Raw genomic sequence first — 25873 nt, 5'->3', positions numbered from 1 at the left:
CATTAATTATTTATAGACATCGGCATTAATAAGTAAGTAAGGCTGCGTTCTTCTTCATCGCAGCGAGATAAAACAGCCGCTCTTGACGGGTCCGTCATGGATATAGAAATGTCTTCTGAGGGAATACTATTCACAAGTTCTATCAAGAAACCGCTCTTAAACCCTATCTCAATGGCTTCACACCCATCCTGCAAAATCACAGTTTCTTCCGCAGACTTGGAAAAATCGAAATCATGGGCAGTTATAAGCAGAGAGCTCTTATCGAATTTTAGGACAACCAAAGAGGAAGAGATATTGCAGAATACCGAAACACGCTTTAAAGCCGCCAATAAGTCATTTCTTTTTAGAACTACTCTCTTGGACTGATTTTGAGGAATGACCGCTCGGTAATTGGGATATCGTCCTTCTATCATTCGGCACACAAGCCGATAAGAGTCAAAATCAAACTGAACATTAGTTCTATTCACTTTTACTTCCAATTCCAAGCAATCTTCCGGAACCAGATTGGAAAGCAATTTTGCAAACTTGCTCGGAAGAATAAATCCGGCGCGTTCCTTACGTGTATATGAAGCCGGCAGTTCAACCATTGCCAACCGACTGCCATCTGTACCTACATAAGAAGTCTTTTCCAAATCTATGTCAAAATAGACTCCGTTCATCGTAGGACGAAGTTCGTCATTTGCACTGCAGAACTGAACTTGGCGAACCCCATACAGCAAATCATTACCTGATAACAGAAACGAATGACTACTATCATCAATATTCATTTCCGGATATTGCTTGCCATCCTCAATAGGCATGGTGAATTTTCCGTTTGCGTACTTGACTACCATTTCCTTTTCATAAATAGAAATGGTTAAAGGCTGTTCGGACATTTCTTTTAAACCATCCAATAATGTCTTGGCACTTGCCAGAAAAGAACGGTTTACGAAATCCGCCTTGCCATCCACATTGGTAGATATGCGGCCACCTTCCTCACCGGCCGTTACTTGAATAAAGCCTGATTCGTCAATGACAAACAAAAAATTGTCATAAGCCGGCAATGTGTTCTTTGGCTGAATGATTCTGCCTACTGATTTCAGTTTGTCTAATAATGCTGTTTTTGAAACAAGTATTTCCATGTGTCATTTGTTTTATGGCACATAGCAAAGAGAAGAATGTGTTAGAAGTGAAAAATGCTGTTTTCAATATGTTATAAACAACAAAAGCCGGATAAATATAGTATTTTATCCAGCTCGTAACCAATTGCTCGGTGCAAATATAGAAAGAGTTTATTTCACAACAAACTTTTTCAGACTTTTTTTATTCATTTTTCTTCAAAAGGTCCAAAACAGCCCTATTTGCCTTGTCGCAAATGGAATAATCAATATCAATATAGATATCTGCCATTTTAAAATCATTGTTCACGTGCCCAAGGCAAAAATCAACATCCGCTTTGGCTATCCCGGCTTTATTTCTTGCTATACTTGCCCAACTATGGCGGGCCCAGTTGGTAGATAGTTGTACCCCTAATCCAAGCTGCTTGGAAACCAGCTTCAGCTCCTTATTGACCGCTTTCAGGAAATTATTATAGTCGGTATATCTCATACGGAAATAAGACAAGAATGTACCATTGCTATAATAATCAAGCAGAGGGCGCAACTCCGGTTCCACCCTTACAGATAAAGGTACATAACTCTTGTTGTCTATCGTCGTCTCTTTTGAGCGCCTATATTCAACCCTGCCGTAAGTCTCGTTGGCCAAAGAGAAAAAATCTTTCATGTTAATACCCATCAGGTAGAACAACATCATAAAGACATCACGTGCCATGGCTGTACGTGGATTATCAAACCGGGCATCCCTAATCCTTTTAATGGCATCTATCGGCAGGCTTTTCCGTTTCCGTATATACTCCGGTATCACAACACGGGAAAAAGGATTGTTCGGGATACGTATTATATCATAATCTTCATTATTGAAATGCTTCCTTGCTTTATTATACAAAGAACGGATACCGCGAAGGTAATTATTGACTGTACCCGGCTCCATTCTCCGCTGCATATCAGCAACTCCATCAGCTTTGCTCCTAACTATGATTACCCGATTCCCAAGGTATTCTTTAAAACTTTCCAAGGTTTTCGATTTTATATCCTTGGCATCAATACGCTCAGAACCATAGAAAGCAATAAAAGCATTAAGGGATGACTCATACCAGTTGGCAGTCTTTCTTTTAACTGTTTTTGTTATAATTCCTCTTGCAAATTCCACAAAATCAATAAATTCACTTTCAGGAGAAGCTATTTTCAATACTTCTTCTTTTAACTCCGAACAGCTCATTTTTGCCGTTCGGGTACTGCCAAGCTTTATATATGCGCCACGATACTTTTGTACCAGATTGGTTATTTCATAGTTCAAATTCTCGCTATTGGCTGATAATGAAGATATTGAACCGTCCTCATTCATTAAATCAGGCTCTATGAAATATTCTGTAGGAATATACTGGGCCGAACTGTTATGATAGACCCTTATTTTAACATTGGTAGTGCCATCTTTTTTCAGATGACGGCCACCTTGAAACACCACTGCTTTAAATGTTGCCATACTTCATTTCCAAAATTGGCAGCATTGCATCGAAATGTTATAAGATAGTTATAAGAAAACCCACCCTTATTTGCATTTAAACAGGCTCAAATAAGAGCCGTTTGACAAAAAAGGACGAGCCGACGCAAAACGCATCAGCTCGTAACCAATAATTATTTCCTTAGTAATCAGCCTCATAGGAGACTTTTGCTCGTGTGGGCGTTGACGGATTCGAACCGCCGACCCTCTGCTTGTAAGGCAGATGCTCTGAACCAGCTGAGCTAAACGCCCCAAAGGGGAAAATTTGACCATTTATACTTTTTGGGAGTGGGCGTTGACGGATTCGAACCGCCGACCCTCTGCTTGTAAGGCAGATGCTCTGAACCAGCTGAGCTAAACGCCCCAAAAGTAAATTGAAAAACAAGAGTAGGTTTAGTGGTGGGCGTTGACGGATTCGAACCGCCGACCCTCTGCTTGTAAGGCAGATGCTCTGAACCAGCTGAGCTAAACGCCCCAATCTCTCGTTCTCAATTGCGGTTGCAAAGGTACGGCTTTATTTTGAATATGCAAATATTTGCTTCATTTTTTTTACAAAAACAGCCGTAAAGCAAGCAAAAAAGTATTTTTTAGGGCTTCGATACCTTTGCAACCAACCTTTAATATCAATTTCCACGGTATGTAGAATAGCCATAAGGAGATAAAGTTATAGGCACGTGATAGTGACTCTTCCCCTTTATTTCGAAAGCAACTTCTACAAATGGATAAAATGTATCTTCTCCCATCAAGTCAAAATAAGGTTTTACATGATAAATAAGTTTATATACCCCATCATGCTCTGTACCATCTTCTTTTAAGAAATCCTTAACACGTCCATTTTCATCGGTCAGTTTTTCTTCTACTATTTTCCATTTTCCGTCAGTCTGTTGTTTATACAGACTGATTTTCACATTAGGAGCAGGTTTTCCCTGAGTAATATCCAGAATATGACTTGATAATTGATATGAATTTTCCTGAGCCAGTCCAAAGCCCAAAGACAAAAACAAGAGTATACAACTCAGCGCAATCTTCTTCATAAGTAATGTTTTTTAAGATAAACAAATAAGCATATATAATAAGGAACAGCTCATTGCCTTTTTTGTTCATCCTATACAAACAAAAATCACCAACCGGTTAATACAAGAATCTGTATATATCCGGATGGCGACTTATCTGCTATACTCAATTATAAAGCCTGAATATTATTCCTGACCAAAACGTTTTGCCTGTTCGGCTATAAGTGCTGCATCATCGAAATAATTAATTTTCATAGCGCTACGTACTTCAGACATTGTCTGGGCAGCTGTTTCACGAGCTACTTCACAACCTTTCTTCAACATATCGTATACTGCCGGAATATCCTTTTCGAACATTTTACGACGGTCACGTATCGGAGCAAGTTCCTCCTGCATGATAGCTGCCAAGAATTTCTTTACCTTCATATCTCCCAGTCCACCACGAGTATAGTGAGCCTTCAGTTCATCCAGGTTCGGATAATCAGGCAAATAACGCTCGAAATGTTCCGGACGACAGAATGCATCCAGATAAGTAAAGACACAATTACCCTCCAGTTTTCCTGGATCGCTGACCCTAATATGAGTTGGATCGGTATACATACTCTTTACCTTCTTTTCAACTTCATCGGCTGAATCAGACAAATAAATGCAGTTTCCCAATGACTTACTCATTTTTGCCTTTCCATCCGTTCCCGGCAAACGCATACAAGCGGCATTATCCGGCAACAGAATTTCTGGTTCTACCAACGTTTCACCATAAATATAATTGAAACGACGTACAATTTCTCTGGTCTGCTCAATCATCGGTTCCTGATCTTCACCTACTGGCACTGTAGTAGCTTTGAAAGCAGCAATATCAGCAGCCTGGCTGATAGGATAAGTAAAGAATCCTACAGGAATGCTCGTTTCAAAGTTACGCATCTGGATTTCTGTCTTCACAGTAGGATTACGCTGCAAACGAGAAACAGTCACCAAGTCCATAAAATAGAAGCTCAATTCATAAAGTTCCGGAATCTGTGACTGGATGAAGATAGTAGATTTAGCTGGATCCAAACCGGCAGCCAGATAATCAAGGGCTACTTCGATCACATTCTGACGAACCTTCTCCGGATTGTCTATATTATCAGTCAATGCCTGTCCATCGGCCTCGAACACAAATATCTTATCGTAGAGTCCCGAATTTTGAAGTTCTACACGACGACGCAACGAACCAACATAATGTCCGATATGCAATTTTCCGGTAGGACGGTCGCCGGTAAGTATAATTTTCTCCTTTTTCATCATTATATCTTTGATAGTTATTAATTAGCAGCAAAGATAAGCAAATCCTTTGTTTTCTTCAAAATTAATTGTTTCTTTGCATGTATAAGATAATGAATGACAACCAATAAATCTATATTAATAAAACACCATGAAGAAAGAATTAAAGAAAGTCCTGGTGCTCGGCTCAGGTGCACTCAAGATCGGACAAGCCGGAGAATTCGACTATTCAGGCTCTCAGGCGCTGAAAGCCTTGCGTGAAGAAGGTATCAGTTCTGTATTAGTCAATCCTAATATCGCTACTATTCAAACCTCGGAGGGTATTGCCGACCGAGTATATTTTCTTCCTGTAACTCCTTATTTCGTAACCGAAATTATTAAGAAAGAACGTCCCGACGGAATCTTGCTTGCATTTGGAGGACAAACTGCGCTGAACTGTGGCACTGAATTGTATCAGACAGGAGTACTGAAAGAATATGGTGTAAAAGTTCTGGGTACATCGGTAGATGCAATCATGTATACGGAAGACCGTGATCTGTTCGTCAAGAAGTTGAATGAAATAGAAATGAAGACCCCAGTCAGCCAAGCCGTAGAAAACATGAAAGACGCACTGACTGCTGCACGTCGTATAGGCTATCCGGTCATGATTCGCTCGGCATATGCTCTTGGTGGACTGGGAAGCGGAATCTGTCCCAATGAAGAAAAATTCATTGAACTGGCAGAAAGTGCCTTTACATTCTCTCCACAGATATTAGTAGAAGAATCACTTAAAGGATGGAAAGAAATAGAATTTGAGGTAATCCGTGATGCAAACGACCATTGCTTTACCGTTGCAAGTATGGAAAACTTCGACCCACTGGGTATTCATACAGGTGAATCCATCGTTGTTGCTCCTACTTGTTCTCTGACACAAGATCAGGTCACCATGCTGCAAGACTTATCAAAACAATGCATCCGCCATTTAGGCATTGTAGGAGAATGTAATATCCAATATGCTTTCAACGCCGACACAAATGACTATCGTGTAATTGAAGTAAATGCCCGCCTCAGCCGTTCTTCTGCTTTAGCATCAAAAGCAACAGGATATCCTCTGGCATTCGTTGCTGCCAAAATCGCATTAGGATATACACTTGATGAAATCGGTGAAATGGGCACTCCGAACTCGGCATATGTAGCTCCTTCACTCGACTATTTAATTTGCAAGATTCCACGCTGGGATTTAACCAAATTTGTCGGTGTATCACGCCGTATCGGTTCCAGCATGAAATCGGTTGGTGAAATCATGTCTATCGGACGTTCGTTTGAGGAAATCATCCAGAAAGGACTCCGTATGATCGGACAAGGCATGCATGGTTTTGTTGGTAATGACCACACACGCTTCGACAATCTGGACGACGAGCTTGCCAACCCTACAGACTTACGAATATTTGCCATTGCACAGGCTTTGGAAGAAGGATATGATATCCAGCGTATTTACGACTTAACTAAAATAGACCCATGGTTCATAGGTAAACTAAAAAATATTGTTGACTATAAGGCCAAACTGCAATCGTATAACTCACTGGAAGAACTTCCTGCCGACGTTCTACGCGAAGCAAAAGTATTGGGGTTCTCGGATTTCCAGATTGCACGCTTCGTTTTGAAACCAACTACCGGCAATATGGAAAAAGAGAATCTTGCCGTACGTGCTTATCGTAAGAAATTGGGCATACTGCCAGCCGTAAAACGTATCAATACAGTTGCATCCGAGCATCCGGAACTGACAAATTACCTCTATATGACGTACGGTGCCGAAGGGTATGACGTCAATTACTACAAGAACGAAAAATCTGTAGTTGTACTTGGTTCGGGTGCCTACCGTATCGGTTCATCAGTAGAATTTGACTGGTGCTCAGTCAATGCCATTCAGACAGCACGCAAGCTGGGATATAAGTCAATCATGATCAACTATAATCCAGAAACAGTTTCTACCGATTACGATATGTGCGACCGCCTGTACTTCGATGAATTGTCATTCGAACGCGTACTCGATGTCATCGATTTGGAACAGCCACGTGGAGTAATCGTATCTGTAGGTGGACAAATTCCAAATAATCTTGCCATGAAACTTTATCGCCAGTCGGTTCCTATTTTAGGAACATCTCCTATATCTATCGACCGTGCCGAAAACAGAAACAAGTTCTCGGCTATGCTCGACCAGTTAGGAATAGACCAGCCCGCATGGCAGGAACTGACAAGTCTGGACGACGTAAAAGCCTTTGTTGCTAAAGTAGGTTATCCGGTACTGGTCCGTCCGTCGTATGTATTAAGCGGCGCCGCCATGAACGTATGCTACGACGAAGAAGAGCTTACCCGCTTCTTGCAAATGGCAAGTGAGGTTTCGAAAGAATATCCGGTAGTTGTTTCACAGTTCATGCAAGAAACCAAAGAAATAGAATTCGATGCTGTAGCACAAAATGGTGAAATAGTAGAATATGCTATTTCAGAGCATATTGAATATGCAGGAGTACACTCGGGAGATGCAACACTCGTATTCCCTGCTCAACAAATTTATTTCTCCACAGCGCGACAAATCAAGAAAATCAGTCGCCGGATTGCACAGGAATTAAATATCTCCGGTCCGTTCAACATTCAGTATCTTGCCCGCAAAAACGAAGTGAAAGTTATAGAATGTAATTTGCGTGCTTCACGTAGTTTCCCGTTTGTTTCCAAGGTCTTGAAACGCAATTTTATCGAAACAGCAACACGTATCATGCTCGATGCTCCATATACCCGCCCAGATAAGTCAGCATTCGACATCGACCGTATCGGGGTAAAAGCTTCACAATTCTCGTTTGCACGCCTTCAGAATGCCGACCCTGTATTAGGCGTCGACATGTCATCAACCGGAGAAGTCGGCTGTTTAGGTGACGACTTTAACGAAGCTTTGCTCAATGCCCTGATTGCAACAGGTTATAAGATTCCGAAACAATCGATACTTCTCTCTTCTGGAGCTACCAAATCGAAAGTTGATTTACTGGATGCCAGTCACATGCTGAGCAAAAACGGTTACCACATTTATGCAACAGCAGGTACGGCAACCTTCCTCAACTCACATGGAATACCGACGACTCCTGTATTCTGGCCCGACGAACGCCCACATGCCGAAAACAATGTGATGAAGATGATTGCCGAGCATAAGTTCGATTTGATAGTCAACATTCCGAAAAACCACTCCAAACGTGAGCTGACAAACGGATATCGTATCCGTCGTGGAGCAATAGATCATAATATTCCATTAATGACCAACGCCCGTCTGGCAAAAGCATTCATTGAAGCTTTCTGTAGCATGAAACAGGAAGATATACAGATAAAGAGCTGGCAGGAATATAAATAACCGACAATACAAGCTCATAAAATAATATTCCCTGTTTCCGAATCTCAGATTATGATTAACCTGAATTCGGAGACAGGGAATTTTTATTTATAGTCCAGAACATTTAAGCAATCAAAATTGTTACATAAAATTATACCTGACAGACTATATTACCACAATTAATATACTATTCTTATGAAACTACTGACTCCAATCGCCTTCTTTTTTCTGATGTTCAGCCTGTTTTTTACCGGATGCAAAAAAGAAAAACTGGAAGAAAAGGCTAAAGAACCCAGCAACGTACCAACCGGTTCTACCGATGACACAGAAAATTCTGACGGAACAGACGAAAAAGAAGAGAATGACTCTCCAACCGATGCATTAAAATTATTTCAAAGACTAACCAACGGAGTACTACAGGGAGAGAAAGAAATAGACGTCAGAGAATTCAATATTTCTTCCGATAGGGCAGATAGCCTATACAATTGTTTTATAAGAAACAACCCTCTCCTGTTTCATCTGAAAGTCAGTGGAAATATCGGCTACAGAGTCGATTTACAACACCCAGAGTACCTGGCAACCTTTATTCCTCAATACGCAGTATTACCTGCCATTATCCATGATATCTATCCAGCTATGGAAGAAGCCATCGAAACATTCTACATGGAGTTGGACTATCGGATGACACCGGCAGAAATAGCCTATACACTTTATCAGAAACTGTGTAAAGAAATTATTTACGGAGAAAGGAATGAAGAATATCCCAATCTGGCATATAGTTCATTTTCTGCATTGGGAGCATTCATCACTCATAAAGCCGTATGTCAGGGATATAGCCTTTCACTCTCACTATTGTTAAACGGATTAGGCATTCAAACCGAGTATGTAACAGGTCCCATACCCGGAACCTCAGGACACGCATGGAACAGAATTTACATAGATGGCAACTGGTATAATGCAGATGCAACATTCGATGACGCCAGCAGCTATAATCTTACCACAATATCGAGCATCAATAAATATTTTCTGTGTTCGGACGAACTATTTTATACAACATTCGAGCATACAAAACCTTATTTAAATTTACAGGAGCAAATCTACACAACCTCCGGAAACAAGTTCGACAGTGAAAAATGTGTAATCAGAAGATTCGATACACAAGGAGAAATAATTAAGACCGAAGCCATATATGCCAACGGATACTGGCATTACTTATCTACGAAAAACGAAAAAATGAAAATCATAAAAAGTGATTTCAACGGACAGCATATAAAGGAGCTCAGACAACAAAATATAGCATCAACAATAGGCAATGTAGACAAAGTACAATATACCAAAGACCGGATTTTCTTTCTGGACATCATTGACGGTAAATACAATATCTGCTCAATCGACTATGATGGAAATGATTTCAGGCAGGAAAAGAGAATTTCATTTATCGAAGCCTCCAGCACAGAGCTGAAATTAAGCCAAGACAAGAGCCTGCCTGTTCATGATTTCAGGGGAATAGTGGCCCTGAAGTCAGAGCTGATGCTGGCAAAATTGAGACTTCTGTATTTCCATGGCGACGATGATTACTTCCATTTGTCCCAGCCTCAAGCTCAAGTACTGGAAAACTCGATAAAAGATATAGAAATCATGCTGAAAAATCAACATATAGATGATACACAAGCCAATATACTTGCAAAAGAAATCAAATCCAAGCGCAAAGCATATAATCTGCCAATCTCTGTAAAACGTTGAATAGTTTTCCTACAATAACATAAACGTGAGTCCGATATAACCCCCACCTTGCCACAGCAAGAAAGTTTTATATCAAGCTCACGTTTTATTTCATCTAAAAAAACAGTAGTTAATCCACAGATTCCTTTTCCGGAGTATTCAATTTCCGTTTGACAACAGCCGGATTACCTACAGCCAGACTATCGGAAGGAATATCTTTCGTAACCACGCTTCCAGCACCGATAATACACCGGTCGCCAATCGTCACTCCCGGAAGAATAATAGCTCCTCCTCCAATCCAGCAATCCTTACCAATAGTCACCGGATATGAATATTCCTTAGAAGCACGACGCTCACGGTAATCGATAGGATGATGAGGAGTATAAATCTGTACATTTGGAGCAATCAGGGTATAATCACCTATCGTAATGTAAGCCCCGTCAAGAAAAGTACATCCGGCATTGACAAACACATGTTCTCCCAACCGTATGCCATGTCCGTGATCGCAGAAGAAAGGTGGCTGAATAACCGATGTCGCAGGTATTCCCGGCACCAGATCTTCCAGTACCTTACGGTAATCGTCATCGTAAAGAGTCATTGCCCGAAACTTAGCCAACAGTTTCTTACAATGATAAAAGCTGCTCTGTATTTCAGGAGAGCTGAAATCAGCAAGTAAGCCGTTCCTCATTTTCTCAATTTCATTCATAGCATTCCGATACCAGAGTTAATTACTTCAAAGCTTCTTCAATAGTACTCATCAGTTTCTGAAACTCTTCGGGAGTATATCCCGTAGATGTATATATCAACTTTCCATCCTTGCCAAACAAATAAGCACGTGGAATACTCTGGTCGGCAAACAATGAAAAGACTTCACGCTTAGGATCCGGATAAAGCGGGAAAGTAAACTTCTTACGAATGTTATATTTAGTCAGTTCAGCATCAGTATGCTCACGACCAATCACCAGCAAACGGAAATTCTCATTATCTTTATACTTTGGATAAAGCGTACTCTGTACCTCGGCAAGTTCCTTTTGGCACGGTCCACACCACGTAGCAAACAGACTAACCAAAACTACCTTACCCTTCAAGTCGGCAGGAGTAACGGTTCCATACACTTCCGAATTCAGTGTAAACTGAGGCATTGTATCACCTATTTTCACTTTCTCTGTACTTGTCTGAGCATTCGCTCCCATAAAAAACAGCATTAAAACCATTATCAGGCCGCCGATTTTCAACGATTTCATCATATATTATCAGAATTTAAATAAAACGATTCACGCTATCATCAACAAATATATGTTTTTTCTGAACAAAAATCCCTTACAGGACGTATCTTTGTAATGAGTTTTAACAAAAACAGCTACCGCTTATGATGATTTATATTTCGTGCGCTAAGACAATGACTGCACGCAGCCGCCAGCAGGTTCCTTTTACAACAATACCCCATTTTGAAAAAGAGGCCCGTGAAAATGCCATGAACATGGCACAGTTCAGTGCTAAAGATTTGTCAAGTCTGTTACGAATAAACAATAAGTTAGCAGCCGAAAACGTTCTCAGGTATCACGAGTTCTTCTCACCAGAAAGCCACTCTCTTCCAGCCTTACTTGCATATACAGGTATCGTATTCAAGCGTCTTAATCCGAAAGATTTTACCGACGAAGACTGGAAATATGCCCAAGACCATCTGTTCATTACCTCTTTCCTTTACGGACTACTGCGCCCGCTCGATTTGATAAAAAGTTATCGTCTAGAGGGCGATGTACGCATGCCAGAACATGGAGATGCAACAATGTTCGAATACTGGCGTTCCCTGCTGACAGATTATTTCATCACAGAAATTAAAAAGCAAGGCGGAGTTTTGGTCAATCTGGCAAGTGCCGAAATGAAAGGTCTATTTCACTGGGAAAAAATTACTCAAGCCGTAAGGGTTATCACTCCCGAATTTATGGTATACAAGAATGGTAAGCCCACAACAGTAGTTGTCTATGCCAAAATGTGCAGAGGAGAAATGACACGCTTCATCCTGAAAAACTGTATCGAGGATGTAGAAGCACTGAAAACTTTCGAATGGGAAGGGTTCACGTTCAACGAAACGTTAAGTCAAAAAGACCATATGGTTTTCACCTTACAATAAAAGAGAAAATGAGGATATAAAGTCTATTTATACCCTCATTTCTATTAATTAATCGAATTTTCAAAGCCTATTATTCTAAACAATAAAACGTTATCTAAACTTCTATATTTTCAACAAGCAACAATTAATTTTCTACATAAAATATAGAAAAGGAAAAGATAATCTCCATCACTTTCCATTAGAACATTAACCTTACACGATAATTAACCACACATAGCAAGGAGCCGTGCACCAATTTGATGATTAATGTCAAGATTGACAACTTTCGAAAGGAATTTACGTGCTTGCTCTTTATTCCCAAGACCAAGATATCCAAGTCCCATAACAAGATTGCAATGAATAAGATTGCGAACATTTAAATCGTCATCCCAAATAAGCAAATCAGGAAGCGACACCGCAAAATAATCAATCTTGACCTTATCAAACAAATGCTGTTCACCGTGTTTTATAAGCTTATTAAAACAACTGCGAGCTCTATTTTCATCACCTAGTTTACGCCATGCAAGTCCCTGATAAAAAATCTTATCTGGCTGTTGGTCATTATAGAAGAAAGCAATAGCTGGTTCTGCAGAACCCTTGGTCGCCCATTCAAAATATTTCTTGGCTAATTCGGTTTCACCAAGACCTTCATAGGCACATCCCAACCAATAATGAATATCATTTTCCTCAGCCATAGAAAGTTTACCTTCACCCAAATTATCTGGATACTTCTCCGTTTCTTTAAGCAAGCTGACAGCATCTGCATAACGCTTCTCCTCCAAAGCTTTTTTAGCCAATTCGACCCGGCAGAAAACATACTGACTTGTAACCTTACCTTCTCCACCTTCCCATGGATGAAATTTACGGGCATTAATAAGATTGTATGCTGTCCGGTATTCGCCAAGCTGATTATAAAGCGTAATACGTTCGATACATAAATCATCACGTTGTTCAACAACCTCCGCATGTGCATTAAGGAAATCAAGACGTTGACGATGAGAATAACGAAGTTTTTTATATAATTGATCAAGCTCCATAAGAATACGAGCGTCCGACTCATCAAGTTTATAAGCCTTTTCAAGGGCTGCAAGAGCTTTCTGAGGATTCTTCTGCTTATTATAATAAGCTAAAGACAGATTACGCAATACGGTTGGATAGGTATCATCAATAGAAGCCGATTTTTCCCAGCAAGCAATTGCTTCATCATAAACACGGGCTGCGTAATGGAAATTTCCAAGATAATAGGGAGCCTTTGCACCTTCAGGGTTAAGTTTCATTGCATCCTGAAGCATTAGAACTTCTTCAAGTTTATTCGGGAAGCAATAATCTGGACACATTGTTTCAGCTTTCTTATAGAGTAAAGCAGCCTCATCTTTCTTTCCCATCATGGAATAGAAGTAACCCAAGGCATAGTAAACCATAGGATAAGTAATCTCTGTTTCCTCTGTCACAAACGAAAGTAACTGAACAGCCTCATCATACATACCGGCAGAAGCATAATCGATAGCATATTCCATATAACTATGAACAGCCCCACGCATAAGAGTTTTCATTTCAGCCTTAACAGCATCTGCCTTTTGAGGATTCCCCTGTAAAACATTGAGAAGATAAGATTCAAAGCGGCATCCCATATTGAATTTATCCATAACAAGAGATTCGTCAATCAGTGCTTCTGCTTTAGCATAGCAGCCCATCTTGCGCAAGAAAGATACTTTAAGCTGACGTCCTTTATGATTTAACCAGTTACGATACAAAGAACGGTTAATATGGTCAAGTCCATCTGTATAATCTCCCCGAATCATGTCAATCTGCGCCAATCCCATATAACCGGCATCCTGCCAGGCTGCATTCCAAGTAGCTTTAAAGAATGCATCATAAGCTCCATCTATATCGCCTTGCATTTTTTTACTCCACCCGAGGTTATAGCGAGGTTCACCATCGTATGGATTGGGATTACGCTCCGTCTGAGTTTTAACAGCCCGTTCAAAATATTTCTGAGCTTCAGCAAAACGTCCCCGGCGCAACAATAACAGACCCACTGCATTATTGCAACGAATATCACTTTCATCACGCCTGAGAGCTTCCATATAATAATCCATTGGAAGATAAGTGGCATGACGATACTGTTCCAAATGCTGTCCGGTCAGAAACAATTGCTCCATATTGGCTATTTTCTTCGGATCAAGTGCTGCTTTTGCCGGCTCCGGAACAGGCTTAATTTCCGGTTTATCAGCCTGGTAACTAACAAGCACTTTACCATTTTCATCGAAAACAGTAAGTTTCAGTTCTTCCAGTTTAACAGTATCACACACTACAGTATTTTCATAGGCATTATCCGGAGCTACAGCTGTAAGGGTATCAAGATAAATCTTACCATTTTCCACATTAACAAGCATGATACGCACTTCGCGATGTACTGCTGTTGTATAAAGCATAACTTTCATCCTCCCCTCTTGCTCCGGAAGAATATTGATAAGCGCATCGCGCGTTGCATTCTTCACCATACCTACTTTCTGATAAGGCATGAAATATTGTACCCAAGATTTTTCTTCATAAGGTTGCAACCAAGTAAAATCGGGCTGATTATCACAATACATACCCGTCATAAGCTCAATATACGGTCCATCTTCGTCTGTAAGATTGCGATCCCAGGCCTGACCAAAATCACCACATCCCCATGTCCATTGTTTTTTTCCTGCATTAATATGATGATCCGCCACATGGAGAAGTCCAGCCTCTACATCCTCATTGTAACCGCCAACAAAATCATATTTAGAATTAATGGCCATATAAGAAGTAGGTACAGGAATATTTTTATAACGAGATATATCCACACCTGCAGAATAGTCTACTTTATAATATTCCCCAGTTGCAATAGGAAAACTTGAAACTGCACGCTTTCCATGATCAAACACGGCGTTCACATCAGGCGGAAATACAGAATAATAATCTTTATTGACAGCAACAGCCGGATTTGCCCACCACAAAAAAGTCTGCGGAAAGGGAGTGCGATTATAAACCTTAGCTTTTATTTCAATATAAGCTTTGCCCGGATAAAGCGTAAATCCAACCATACCTTTAGTACGGAACATACGTTCTACTTCACTACACCACACTGTTTTACTTCCATCCGGAAATTCTTCTATCATGCAATCTGTAGGCAAATAAGTACTCGGACGATGATGCTGTGGCCAGTTAAACTCAATACCTCCAGAAATCCATGGGCCGGTAAGACCAACCAAAGCCGGTTTGATTACCTGATTATAATAAACGAAATGGCGTTTCTTTACCTTATCATAAGCCATCTGAATACGTCCTCCCAATTCAGGCAAAATCATCACCTTGATATACTCATTCTCTATAAAAAAAGCCCTCCAAGGACAATCATGTTTTTCATCTTCAATCTTTTCAATTACCGGATAAGGATAAACTGAACCAGAACTACCCTGATAGACACGTTTCTCCAAAAAAATAGGATTTTTTTCTTCTTTACCTATACCATAAGTGGGTAGCATTACAATCTCCTCCCAAGCTTTTACTTCGGAAGTATTAATTGTGCTTTGAACTAAATACTCTGTTATTTTTTCCATAAGCAATAATAGCTAAACAAGTTTCACCTCATAAAATAATGTATAATATCTTGCTCTTCAAGTATCAAATCATAATCACTTTACCAACTCCTTTTCTAACTCTTCCAACGATTTCCCTTTGGTTTCCGGCACATAACGTAAAACGAATAGGAAACCTGCCAAACAGATTATCATATAAAGAATAAAGGCTCCTCCTGTACCCAGACCTGCATTTAGAAACGGGAAAGTATAAGTCAACAAGAAAGATGCTATCCACAAACAGGCTGTACATACAGCCATTGCAATTCCACGTACCTTATTAGGAAATATTTCCGACAACAATACCCAAGTTATCGGTCCTAAGGACATCGCATAAAGTCCAATTGCAAGCACAATAAACACAATCATAATCACTCCCTTAAACTCAAGAAAGTAACTTATGCCAAGCAATGTATAAATGCCCGCCAGTCCGCCTGCCCCTATTAACATCAATGTTTTACGCCCCAAACGTTCGACTGTATAAATAGCGATAAATGTAAAGACTAAATTAGCAATGCCAGTTACTACAATATTCATCAGCATTTCAGATATGCCATACCCTGCTGCCTGAAATACTTCTTGAGCATAATTGAATATAATATTAGTCCCACTCCACTGCTGAAACATAGCCAATACAATACCAACAATTAAGACTTTACGCATTTTAGCAGAAAATAATAAAGACAACGCGCCTTGATGTTGATTACTTGAAGAAAAGGAAGCTGCAGAATAATTTAAAAGTTCTACTTTTGCATATTCTTCTCCTCCGATAGTTCGCAAAACCTTTGCAGCAGCTTCTCTCCGATTATTGGCAGCCAGCCAACGAGGGCTTTCCGGAATAAACAAAGAAAGTAAAAAGAAAAGGCCAGACGGTATACACACTGCCCAAAACATCCATCTCCATCCTGCTTGTCCGTTCCACGACAGAAAAATATCACTTGAAGTTGCAGTTTCCGATACAGGATCGGCCAAAAGCATATTCACAATCTGTGCACTCAAAATTCCAAGAACAATTGTCAACTGATTTAAAGTAACCAGTTTACCACGTATCCGTGTCGGAGCAACTTCGGCAATGTACATCGGAGATAAATCAGCAGCCAAGCCAATGGCTATTCCTCCTACCAATCGGGCTAAAATAAAAGTCATCAAAGCAGAACTTGCACCAGTAGCCCAAGAAGACACCAAAAAGACCAAGGCTGCAAACTGCAATAGTTTTTTTCTTCCATAACGATCGGCCAAAAATCCCGCCATCGTAGCTCCTAACAAGCAGCCAGCCAAAGCAATACTCATTGCTAAAGCCTGCATACCAGCATTCTCGGATATTCCAAAATAAATTTCATAAAAAGGTTTCGCTCCACCTATGACAACCCAATCGTACCCGAAAAGAAGCCCTCCCATTGCTGAAACCAAACAAATAAAATAGACAAAAAGACAATTATATGTATTCATAGCTAGTTATTAATATTAAACGAATACAAAATAACAGAGAATCCATGAGGCAAAAAATGTAGGAAACATCGGTTATCATGTAAAATATCTTGTTTTTTCGTCAAAAAGAAAAAAGGAGATTTGAAAAGCAAACAGAAAAAATTACTTTTGCAAAAGTAAAATACAATCTATGAAGCACAAAAAAGATGGATTTACAGGCCAGAGAGCTATTGTACTCCCTCCAGCAATTATTGAGCTATTACAAAACAATGAAATAACCAATCTGTTATACGTTACAGACATTGGTTTCTATCCTAAAGCTTCAGGGCACTACAGAACACGTCCCGAAGGAGCAAGCCAACATATTCTTATATATTGTACAGAAGGAAAAGGATGGTTCAATGTGAATGGAGTACATCATGATATAGAAAAAGAACAGTTTTTCATCATCGAAGCAGGACTACCACACACGTATGCAGCCTCCGAACGCAATCCATGGTCTATTTACTGGATTCATTTCACCGGAGAAAAAAGCCACCTATTCAAATCAATATACAATAAAGTATTCAACATTGACGATGCTCCCGATGCTCGATTCAAAGACAGACTTATTCTCTTTGAAGAAATCTATCAAAATCTGGAAAAAGGATATAGCATCGAAAATCTGGAGTATACTTCATTGTGCCTATGGCATTTTATAGCCTCATTCCGTTTTATATCTCAATTTAGAGAAGTCAATAAAGCGTCAAAAGGTAACATTATACAGGAGGCCATTTGTTTCATGCAAAAAAACATCAACAAAAAATTGTCCTTGGAAGAAATTGCAGAAAGCGTACGATACTCTCCATCACATTTCGGACAACTTTTTTTAAAGAAGACCGGACATACACCTCTCAATTATTTTACTCACATGAAAATACAAAAAGCCTGTCAGCTTCTTGACTTTTCAGACATGAAGATTAAAGAAATAGCCGACAAACTAAGTTTCTATGACCAATATCATTTCACAAAAGTATTTATCAAAATATTAGGAGAAAGCCCCAGCAGTTACAAGAAAAGGAACAAAGGATAAGTTATGAAATACAAAATCTCTCTATTTTTATCCTATATCATCACAATACAAGATAAAAACAGAGAGATTTTATGCAACTCCAATTTTGACAAGTCAACTGATTCCGTCTTACTTGAAAAGCTTCTCCAAATCGTCTTCTTTCAAGACTGAAAGCACGACCTTGCCGTCGGGAGTATAATTGGGAGTAGAAACAGCAAAAAGCTCATCTACCAGATTATTCATTTCTTCATTCGTAAGTACCTGTCCAGGTACAATAGCAGCAGCTTTTGCCAGCGAAAGAGCCAGCATACTCTGTACTTCCTCTTTTACCTTACAGCCCTTTTCGATAGCAGTCTGCACCATATTCGTCACCAGCGTTTCTGGATTTAAACCTTCAATACCTGCCGGTATGCCATTGATGGCATAAGAGCCTCCCCCCAGATTACTGAGTTCAAAGCCCAAGGCTGTCAGGTCGTCCATGATTTCCTCCAGCACAGGAACTTCGGCTGGAGAGAAATGCACCATATCAGGAAACAGCATACGCTGAGAAACATTTCTCCGATTGGCTATCTGACTCATATACTTATCGTACAAAATACGTACATGAGCACGCTGCTGATCAATAATCATCAATCCCGACTTGACAGAAGTCAGAATATAGCTTCCTTTATACTGATAATGTTGTGCCGACTTTTCTGCTACATTTTCATCCGGATGCTCATCATACAATGTCGGTTCCGACGGTTCTTGTTCAGGCTCACTCCACGATTCTTCAGGAACAGGCGAAGAAGGCATATTCCACGCAGGCATACTGTTCTTTTCCAGCCCCTGAAACAAAGGTTCCCATTCCGTGTGCTGCTTCTTATTGTACGAAGAAGGAGAATACTGCGATGGAGGCACCGACGACACATTAAACGGATTATACGAAGGATCGTACGAAGTAGAAGGAGGACGAACGCCCGAAGTAGGAGCCGCATCAAAAGCTGGAATATCAGGCATACCTTCCGTATCAAAGTCAATGGAAGGAACAGCATTGAAGCGTCCCAACGTTTCTTTTACTGCTGCCGACAGGATCTGCCAGATAGGCTGCTCGTTCTCAAATTTTATTTCTGTCTTCGTAGGATGAATATTCACATCAATATTTGCCGGATCGACATCAAAATAAATAAAGTAAGAAACCTGTTCACCAGCCGGAATGAGGTTTTCGTAAGCATCGACCACCGCCTTGTGAAAATATGGGTGTCGCATATAACGCCCGTTGGCAAAAAAGAACTGACGAGCCCCTTTCTTGCGGGCCGTTTCGGGCTTTCCAATAAAACCATGTATTTTTACCATACTGGTTTCAATATCGAGCGACAGCAAATCTTGGTTCAGTTTCTTTCCGAATACTCCCATAATACGCTGACGCAACTGGATAGCCGGAAGATTCAGCATTTCCGTATCATTATGATGCAGTGTAAACGATACATCAGGATTGACCAGGGCAATACGTTCAAATTCTGCCAGAATATTACTCAGCTCCGTCTGATTCGATTTCAAGAACTTACGCCGCGCTGGAATATTGAAGAAAAGGTTCTTAACAGAAAAATTACTTCCCTGTGAACACGCTATAGCCTCCTGACTTTCTACCTTGGAGCCCGAAATACAAATATGAGTTCCAAGCTGTTCTCCTTCCTGACAAGTACGCAGGTCTACCTGAGCCACCGCAGCAATCGAAGCAAGCGCCTCGCCACGGAAACCCATCGTATGAAGAGAAAACAAATCGGCAGCCTGACGAATTTTCGATGTCGCATGACGTTCGAAAGCCAGACGCGCATCAGTTTCCGACATACCTTTTCCATCGTCTATGACCTGAATACAAGTCTTGCCCGCATCAGTCACCAAAACGTCTACGTGATGTGCTCCGGCGTCGATGGCATTTTCTACCAACTCCTTCACCACAGAAGCCGGACGCTGTATAACTTCGCCCGCCGCAATCTGGTTGGCTACGGAATCGGGCAACAAACGGATTACATCGCTCATAACATGAAAAAATTTAGAAAGTAAGTTCTCCAGTCACCAAATAGTGTAAGATATATGCAAGTACAGCTATGGCTATGAATATAGTAGCGTAACTCAAGGGCTTGCGGCCACTTTCTTTACGCCGTTTCAGGTAAGTTGTGCCTTCAACAAACTTTCCCCGGATGTCTTCGGGAGAAAATTCCTTAGGAGGAAGCATCCCCAGATCACGCTTTGCGTTTTCTTCTATCTTCTCCAACTTTTCCTTTCGCTCATCCACGTAAATATACTCATGGTGATATGCACGTGGCTTTCTCATCGTAAACATTCCCATACTCTTACTCCTTTTTAGTTTCAAACAAATGCTGGTTCGGCAGTTCTACCGGGCCGCGTACATTCTTCTTCAACTGGTCTTCAACTTTCTTGCTGCGCCAGTTGAATATATCTTGCTTGTTCTGCGGACGTATATAGTCGAACCATACAAAATTCTGCAATTTACTGGTTCCGGAAGGAATCTGTGTCATCGGATAAAGTGTACCGTTCGACTTAGGACTCATCACCATTTTCTCCAGTTTTTGGTTTTCCAGATAAATATCCAGCTTACTGGTTTCCGAAACATTCATTCCAATCAACGTACTATCGGCATCCATCGGATAGTAAACCAGACGTACCGAACCGATAACTTCCGTCTTGTACATCTGCTTATCGCGGAAGTATGCTTTCATTTCCTTTCCCGTCACCTGATTATACATCGTTGTATCTATCTGCTCTACCGACAACGCCTGATTGATGATATGTGCCCAGTCTATCGTACTGTCGTTCATATACATACAAATCTTTTCTCCTACCAGTTGCTGGTTCTTGTTCCACAAAATAGGATCGTGATACATGGTCAGGCAACTGTCTTTTGTAGAAAAGACCAGCGAATCGGCCACTCCCTGCACATCTGTCCGGTAGAAACGCACCTTATGAAATGCACGCATCTCACGGAACATCGAGTCTGTATCCAGATGGAAAGTTTCCATCAGCAATGTATCTCCATGCAGGAACAGGCTATCGCCTTGAGAATAGTCGATGGCAACAGCCTTGTCGGTAGCAAACGCATATTTCTTCTTTTCGTTATAATATCCGTATTCTCCCGTCATCATATTTTTGTTGATGGTATCGGTCAATACCATATTGCGGAAAGCCTTGCCCAAACCTTCATTCCGATCGTAGAACAAAGAGTCACCTGTCAGTTGTTTGCCTTCGTTAGTCAGGACAGAACGATCAAGCAAGTATGCCTTTCCGGTCATCGTATTATAGGTTCCCCGTTCCGAATAGATATGATTATTGTCGCTCAGGATATCCGAAGGACCGACAATATTGGCAATCTTACTTGCCGTATTGTATTCCAGTGTATCGGAAGTTAGGGTAAACTGCGGATTCACCAGTTTCACATTATAGTTGAAGACCGACTGTTTGGTACTGGGGTTATATTGCCCCCATTCCGAAGTCAGTACGTTCTGTTCATCCATCAGCGTACCTCCATCGAAGAAATATCCCAGATTATACACACGGTCGTAGTTCAGGCTATCGGTCAGCAGTGTTGTATTACGGTTCTCCATACGTACATTCATACGCGCTTCGGCTATCTGGGTGTTTCCATCGTAATACAACCGGTCGCCATACAGAAAAAGTGTATCCCCCTGATTCATCTTCACATTACTGAAAGCTTCGAACGAACTAATCTTGTCGTAATAGTAAGCACTATCGCAGTACATATACACACTATCGTGACGAAAGACTACATTTCCTACTACGACTTGCGCGTCCGGATGACGTGAATCTTTGCGCAACAAATCGGAATGGATCAGATACACCTTACTCTTGGCCGGCTGTTTTTTGGGAGCAGCCTGAGTCTTCTGTACCTTTGCCGTATCGGTCTGCGCCTTCGGTTTCCGGTTCTGAACCGGCTTCTGTGCCAGCAGACAAAAGCCGAACAGGCATAGGACGCCTGCTAACAGCACCCTATGCCCGCCAAATATATTTTTCTTGTTCTTCTGTTTCTGCATATATGAGTTTAAGTATCAGTTCTTGATCCATCCCGGATATTTGAAATCACAGTTTCTCCAGTCGGGATTGATACGTACATATGTATTCTTCTGTTTTTCTACAATCCATTTCTGAAGCTTTTCCTCGCTTCGTTTAGCCATTACCATCGCTTTCAGACGCTGATAGTCCTCGGTAATGGTTGCCTTATGACCATCAATACGGTTTTTCAGCTTGACGATTGCACAGACCTGCTTACCTTTTGAATTGATCATTGTAAAAGGTTTTGATATTTCACCTATCTGCATGTTCTCTACAACCTTTGCCACATCCTGCGAAATCAGACCGGCCAACTGCTGCATTTCGAAACGAGAAGTACTGGTCTGCGGGTTAGCCAGCAATCCATGATTGTTACGGGTATCTTTATCCTGCGAAATCCAGGTAGCAGCTTCATCAAAAGTAAATTTATTTTTCCGGATATCGTCTGCAATAGAATCCAGACGGGCAAGAGCTGCATCAATGTCTTTCTGGTCTACTTTCGGGCGCAACAAAATATGACGGTAGTTTACTCGGTCGCCTCGTTTTTCAATCAACTGAGCAATGTGATAACCGAACTCTGTTTCGAACACCTTCGATACTTTCTTGGTATCCGTCAAGTTGAACACAACATTTGCAAATTCAGGTACCAGCTCACCTCTTCCGGTAAATCCACCTTCACCACCACGCCGCGCAGTACCCGGATCTTCCGAATAAAAACGAGCCAGCGTAGAGAAAGAAGTTTCACCCTTATTTACACGGTCGGCATACTCACGTAACTGAGCCTTTACACGTTCTATTTCTTTTTCCGAAACTTTCGGTTCCTGCGTAATAATCTGTACCTCTACCTGAGTCGGAATAAACGGAATACTATCCTGAGGCAACTGACTGAAGTAGTTACGAACTTCGGCAGGAGTCAGCTTGATATCGCCTACAATCTTCTGCTGCATCTGCTGCACAGTTTTCTGACTCTTTACATTTTCGCGCAACATTTCACGAATCTGAGTATACGACTTGTTGTAATATTCCTCCATCTTTTCTTTCGATCCGATCTGGTCGGTAAGCCATGCGATACGCTGCTCAACGTCCTGAATCACTTCCTGATCGGAAACCATCACACTATCTATCTCCGCCTGATGCAGGAAAAGTTTCTGAATGGCAAGTTCTTCCGGAATCACACAATACGGGTCACCGTCGAAATGCCGGTTCTCATACTGAGCGTTCAGACGTTCATTCTCCACGTCCGATTTCAAAATAGCCTCATCACCTACGACCCAGACTACTTCGTCTATCACATTATTTTGCGCATAAGCCGACACTCCGGCAAGCAACAAAAGCATACAAGCATAAGCCTTGATAAACTTAATCTTATTCATTGTTCGGATTCTAATAATAAATAATGTCCTTATCCTCTGAAGCCTTTTTATACAAATCATCCTTCATTCGATTAATGAACTCCACACGCTTCAGATTGATTAATATTTCTTTTATTTCACTCTTGGCATATTCCAGCGGCAACTGTTGTCCGGCAGGCAGAAAATGTTCTACATGGAGGAAATAACAATACGCCGTATCACGCACCTCTACATTGCGGTTGCGGTTTAAATAGTCAGTATCTGTATCGACTGCTTTCAGCGGAAGCTTGGCTGCAATATCCGACACCGGAATCCACCGGTCGTAAAAGTAATCGTAACTCACGGCATTGCCGATACTGAATTTCTCCAGCTTGTCGATAGCTTCCTGTGTATTCTTCTTGTACCATGCACGTACATTGTTCAAATGACGGGCACTTACCGGTACTTTCATAAACAATCCCTGCACATAAGGCTGGTTGGCACGAAACATTCCGGCATTCTGGTTATAATATTGTTCAATCTCTGCATCCGAGATTTCACTGCCCAGCTTCTGGTTGACCAGTTCCTCCTGATAGGTATGCATAATCAGCGCACGACGGTACGAGGCTACCAGCTCATCTATTTTCACATTATCGGGAATGTTTCCTTCTGCTTTCTTGTATAACAAGACATCTGTTATCCAGTTATGGATATATTCATCGGCAAACCGGACACTGTCTTCTCCGCGCATCCCCACTGGCATGGCTGCCTGCAAGTCCTCCTTATACAGAAATTCATGACCGACTTCCACCAAGGGAGTTTTTCCCTTATGGTCTACCGTCTTGCCACAACCTGACAAAGCTATCAGCCCTGCAATAATGAAGATACTAAATTTGCCCATTCGCCTTATTACTCTGAATCAGTGAACGAAGATACAGTATTAATTAATTACTTCCGCAACAATTAACGGTTTTTAAAACGTCTTGTTCTATTTCTACGCCAAAATGTTGCATTAACGAAGCAAGCTGCTCTTTTTCCTGCTCTCTCCGATAGTCGGCCTTTACAGCATCAAGCACATCGGTATACGCCTCGGGACCTTTTTTCATTTTTTTTCCCATCAGAAAAGCATAAGGTCGTTCCTTGTCTTCCGGAAGATGTCCGCATTTGAACGCCAGCTTGTCGACACAGGCATTTTTCCCGATCTGAAAAAGTCCTACTTCGATTGAGGTATTGATGGTAGAATCAGATTCGGCCAGTTTATGCAATCTCTCTGCCCACTGGCTGGAAGGAGATTTTTTCAGATACTTCTTAATGCGCGAAGCCATCTTCTTGTTGGAACAGCGGATTACAGCTCCCTTGAAGTGTGGAAGTTCCCAAGCATAACGTTCCTTATGCTGCTTGAAATAGTTATCCAGCTCGCCGGAAGTAGCCTCATGAGGAGAAGACTCCCCATGCAGCTTGTCCCAAAAAGATGCGAGCAAAGCATCTTCTTCCGTTTCCAGACGCATCTGTATGTTCTTGTCATCGAGCACCCCTTCAGTCCAACGTGCAAAGACATCCCGTTTCAAGGCAGGATGTTCAGCCCCCAAGCGATCCATGTAAGCGATAAGATAAGGCCGGGCCTCTTCATAGCTGATGCAAGGCTTACTGTCGGTCAGCTTGACGATATGAATTCCCAACGGAGAAAAAAACGGTTTCGAAAAAGCACCTTTTGCAAGTGATGCCAACTGATCGGTAAACTCCTGAAGCAGTTCTACAACCGGCATCCATGTGCCGCCTTCCTCCTGATGAGAAAATGCTGAAAACGAGGCACCCTGCTTCAGTGCCGTGTAGATGGAATCCATACGGTTACGGGCTGCGTTCTCTTCCTGTCTGGTAGCATCCTGAGCCAGCAGACAGGTAATCTGTTCCATCTTTACCCATCCGCTTTTTGAAAGCCGCTCTACACTCTGCCGGTATAAATCGCGGCAGGCACGCTCTTCCTGTTCCTTATCCAGCATCACAGTCTTAAGCAATTCCCCCTGCATCACTTTGCAATATTGACGAAAAGCCGGGAGAGTATCGCATCCCGTCCTTCGCATATCGGCCGATTTCAATTTCTGGAAGAGAAAATCATCGAAAGCATTCTGTACCGATTCTGTACGGCAGTTTCCTGCAAGATGATGCTTGCAATAAAGTTCAAACTCCTGCTTTGTCACATCTTTTCCACCGACACGCAACAGCACGTCGGCATTGCCAACGGCAAACAGGCTGCAGGGAAGACAAAAACAAGAGAGCAAAAAGAATTGTTTTACAAAACTCGTCATTGTTCGATAAGGGTTGGAAA

At 41.3% G+C, this 25873-nt stretch carries 18 protein-coding genes and 3 tRNA genes; 4 read left to right on the top strand and 17 right to left on the bottom strand.

Annotation, left to right across the window (positions count from 1 at the left end):
- Window positions 1–2: 2 nt before the first annotated feature.
- From dnaN to trpS, 7 genes are all read right to left on the bottom strand, one after another.
- Window positions 3–1121 (bottom strand): DNA polymerase III subunit beta, encoded by a 1119-nt coding sequence (gene dnaN, locus WKT12_RS10880; protein ID WP_224262920.1) that lies wholly within the window; start codon window positions 1119–1121, stop codon window positions 3–5.
- A 181-nt stretch (window positions 1122–1302) separates the two neighbouring features.
- Window positions 1303–2580 carry a phage integrase SAM-like domain-containing protein gene (locus WKT12_RS10875; RefSeq protein ID WP_224262919.1) on the bottom strand — a complete coding sequence of 426 codons (1278 nt, stop codon included), beginning with the start codon at window positions 2578–2580 and terminating at the stop codon, window positions 1303–1305.
- A 195-nt stretch (window positions 2581–2775) separates the two neighbouring features.
- A tRNA-Val gene (locus WKT12_RS10870) sits at window positions 2776–2850 on the bottom strand.
- A 37-nt stretch (window positions 2851–2887) separates the two neighbouring features.
- Window positions 2888–2962: transfer RNA gene (locus tag WKT12_RS10865), tRNA-Val, on the bottom strand.
- A gap of 33 nt (window positions 2963–2995) precedes the next feature.
- Window positions 2996–3073: transfer RNA gene (locus WKT12_RS10860), tRNA-Val, on the bottom strand.
- A 148-nt stretch (window positions 3074–3221) separates the two neighbouring features.
- Window positions 3222–3632: a hydroxyisourate hydrolase gene (gene uraH / locus WKT12_RS10855; protein ID WP_340319693.1), complete on the bottom strand. Its 411-nt coding sequence runs from the start codon at window positions 3630–3632 to the stop codon at window positions 3222–3224.
- A 165-nt stretch (window positions 3633–3797) separates the two neighbouring features.
- On the bottom strand, window positions 3798–4892 hold the full coding sequence (trpS, locus tag WKT12_RS10850) for a tryptophan--tRNA ligase (protein ID WP_340319692.1): 1095 nt from the start codon (window positions 4890–4892) through the stop codon (window positions 3798–3800).
- Between the two features lie 130 nt (window positions 4893–5022).
- On the opposite strand from trpS, the gene carB reads away from it, so the two are divergent.
- Window positions 5023–8247: a carbamoyl-phosphate synthase (glutamine-hydrolyzing) large subunit gene (gene carB, locus WKT12_RS10845; protein WP_340319691.1), complete on the top strand. Its 3225-nt coding sequence runs from the start codon at window positions 5023–5025 to the stop codon at window positions 8245–8247.
- Between the two features lie 174 nt (window positions 8248–8421).
- Entirely contained in the window at window positions 8422–9969 is a 1548-nt protein-coding gene (locus WKT12_RS10840; RefSeq protein ID WP_340319690.1) for a transglutaminase domain-containing protein, read from the top strand.
- Between the two features lie 109 nt (window positions 9970–10078).
- On the opposite strand, the gene WKT12_RS10835 is transcribed toward WKT12_RS10840, so the two are convergent.
- Window positions 10079–10654, bottom strand: a complete 576-nt coding sequence (locus tag WKT12_RS10835; protein ID WP_021971723.1) for a sugar O-acetyltransferase — start codon at window positions 10652–10654, stop codon at window positions 10079–10081.
- Between the two features lie 22 nt (window positions 10655–10676).
- Window positions 10677–11192 (bottom strand): TlpA family protein disulfide reductase, encoded by a 516-nt coding sequence (locus WKT12_RS10830; protein WP_340319698.1) that lies wholly within the window; start codon window positions 11190–11192, stop codon window positions 10677–10679.
- Window positions 11193–11317: 125 nt separating this feature from the next.
- On the opposite strand from WKT12_RS10830, the gene yaaA reads away from it, so the two are divergent.
- A complete protein-coding gene (gene yaaA / locus WKT12_RS10825) occupies window positions 11318–12082 on the top strand; it encodes a peroxide stress protein YaaA (RefSeq protein ID WP_340319689.1) in 765 nt (254 codons plus the stop codon).
- Window positions 12083–12285: 203 nt separating this feature from the next.
- On the opposite strand, the gene WKT12_RS10820 is transcribed toward yaaA, so the two are convergent.
- Complete coding sequence (locus tag WKT12_RS10820) at window positions 12286–15651, bottom strand: DUF5107 domain-containing protein (protein WP_340319688.1); 3366 nt, start codon at window positions 15649–15651, stop codon at window positions 12286–12288.
- A 75-nt stretch (window positions 15652–15726) separates the two neighbouring features.
- Entirely contained in the window at window positions 15727–17118 is a 1392-nt protein-coding gene (locus WKT12_RS10815; RefSeq protein ID WP_340319687.1) for a sugar porter family MFS transporter, read from the bottom strand.
- Between the two features lie 169 nt (window positions 17119–17287).
- On the opposite strand from WKT12_RS10815, the gene WKT12_RS10810 reads away from it, so the two are divergent.
- Window positions 17288–18169 carry an AraC family transcriptional regulator gene (locus tag WKT12_RS10810; protein ID WP_021970979.1) on the top strand — a complete coding sequence of 294 codons (882 nt, stop codon included), beginning with the start codon at window positions 17288–17290 and terminating at the stop codon, window positions 18167–18169.
- 108 nt (window positions 18170–18277) lie between these two features.
- On the opposite strand, the gene mutL is transcribed toward WKT12_RS10810, so the two are convergent.
- The 6 genes from mutL to WKT12_RS10780 are packed head-to-tail and all read right to left on the bottom strand — an operon-like array spanning window position 18278 to window position 25853.
- The gene (mutL, locus tag WKT12_RS10805) at window positions 18278–20170 is read right to left on the bottom strand and encodes a DNA mismatch repair endonuclease MutL (protein WP_340319686.1); all 1893 of its coding nucleotides are present in this window, start codon (window positions 20168–20170) and stop codon (window positions 18278–18280) included.
- A gap of 13 nt (window positions 20171–20183) precedes the next feature.
- Window positions 20184–20480, bottom strand: coding sequence for a hypothetical protein (locus tag WKT12_RS10800; protein ID WP_021970835.1), 297 nt, complete (start codon window positions 20478–20480; stop codon window positions 20184–20186).
- Window positions 20481–20484: 4 nt separating this feature from the next.
- Window positions 20485–22200, bottom strand: coding sequence for an OstA-like protein (locus WKT12_RS10795; protein ID WP_021970836.1), 1716 nt, complete (start codon window positions 22198–22200; stop codon window positions 20485–20487).
- A gap of 15 nt (window positions 22201–22215) precedes the next feature.
- Entirely contained in the window at window positions 22216–23589 is a 1374-nt protein-coding gene (locus WKT12_RS10790) for a peptidylprolyl isomerase (protein WP_340319685.1), read from the bottom strand.
- Window positions 23590–23599: 10 nt separating this feature from the next.
- Window positions 23600–24448, bottom strand: coding sequence for a peptidyl-prolyl cis-trans isomerase (locus WKT12_RS10785; protein WP_021970838.1), 849 nt, complete (start codon window positions 24446–24448; stop codon window positions 23600–23602).
- A gap of 43 nt (window positions 24449–24491) precedes the next feature.
- Window positions 24492–25853, bottom strand: a complete 1362-nt coding sequence (locus WKT12_RS10780) for a peptidylprolyl isomerase (protein WP_340319684.1) — start codon at window positions 25851–25853, stop codon at window positions 24492–24494.
- Between the last annotated feature and the right edge of the window lie 20 nt (window positions 25854–25873).

This window comes from Phocaeicola sp. HCN-6420, assembly GCF_037890145.1.
Taxonomy (GTDB): Bacteria; Bacteroidota; Bacteroidia; order Bacteroidales; family Bacteroidaceae; genus Phocaeicola.
This window is presented reverse-complemented; position numbering and strand designations above follow the sequence as displayed.

What these genes read in the sequence shown, in the direction of transcription:
- dnaN (WP_224262920.1), bottom strand. Translation starts at nt 1,121, where the DNA reads ATGGAAATACTTGTTTCAAAAACAGCATTATTAGACAAACTGAAATCA.
- WKT12_RS10875 (WP_224262919.1), bottom strand. Translation starts at nt 2,580, where the DNA reads ATGGCAACATTTAAAGCAGTGGTGTTTCAAGGTGGCCGTCATCTGAAA.
- uraH (WP_340319693.1), bottom strand. Translation starts at nt 3,632, where the DNA reads ATGAAGAAGATTGCGCTGAGTTGTATACTCTTGTTTTTGTCTTTGGGC.
- trpS (WP_340319692.1), bottom strand. Translation starts at nt 4,892, where the DNA reads ATGAAAAAGGAGAAAATTATACTTACCGGCGACCGTCCTACCGGAAAA.
- carB (WP_340319691.1), top strand. Translation starts at nt 5,023, where the DNA reads ATGAAGAAAGAATTAAAGAAAGTCCTGGTGCTCGGCTCAGGTGCACTC.
- WKT12_RS10840 (WP_340319690.1), top strand. Translation starts at nt 8,422, where the DNA reads ATGAAACTACTGACTCCAATCGCCTTCTTTTTTCTGATGTTCAGCCTG.
- WKT12_RS10835 (WP_021971723.1), bottom strand. Translation starts at nt 10,654, where the DNA reads ATGAATGAAATTGAGAAAATGAGGAACGGCTTACTTGCTGATTTCAGC.
- WKT12_RS10830 (WP_340319698.1), bottom strand. Translation starts at nt 11,192, where the DNA reads ATGAAATCGTTGAAAATCGGCGGCCTGATAATGGTTTTAATGCTGTTT.
- yaaA (WP_340319689.1), top strand. Translation starts at nt 11,318, where the DNA reads ATGATGATTTATATTTCGTGCGCTAAGACAATGACTGCACGCAGCCGC.
- WKT12_RS10820 (WP_340319688.1), bottom strand. Translation starts at nt 15,651, where the DNA reads ATGGAAAAAATAACAGAGTATTTAGTTCAAAGCACAATTAATACTTCC.
- WKT12_RS10815 (WP_340319687.1), bottom strand. Translation starts at nt 17,118, where the DNA reads ATGAATACATATAATTGTCTTTTTGTCTATTTTATTTGTTTGGTTTCA.
- WKT12_RS10810 (WP_021970979.1), top strand. Translation starts at nt 17,288, where the DNA reads ATGAAGCACAAAAAAGATGGATTTACAGGCCAGAGAGCTATTGTACTC.
- mutL (WP_340319686.1), bottom strand. Translation starts at nt 20,170, where the DNA reads ATGAGCGATGTAATCCGTTTGTTGCCCGATTCCGTAGCCAACCAGATT.
- WKT12_RS10800 (WP_021970835.1), bottom strand. Translation starts at nt 20,480, where the DNA reads ATGGGAATGTTTACGATGAGAAAGCCACGTGCATATCACCATGAGTAT.
- WKT12_RS10795 (WP_021970836.1), bottom strand. Translation starts at nt 22,200, where the DNA reads ATGCAGAAACAGAAGAACAAGAAAAATATATTTGGCGGGCATAGGGTG.
- WKT12_RS10790 (WP_340319685.1), bottom strand. Translation starts at nt 23,589, where the DNA reads ATGAATAAGATTAAGTTTATCAAGGCTTATGCTTGTATGCTTTTGTTG.
- WKT12_RS10785 (WP_021970838.1), bottom strand. Translation starts at nt 24,448, where the DNA reads ATGGGCAAATTTAGTATCTTCATTATTGCAGGGCTGATAGCTTTGTCA.
- WKT12_RS10780 (WP_340319684.1), bottom strand. Translation starts at nt 25,853, where the DNA reads ATGACGAGTTTTGTAAAACAATTCTTTTTGCTCTCTTGTTTTTGTCTT.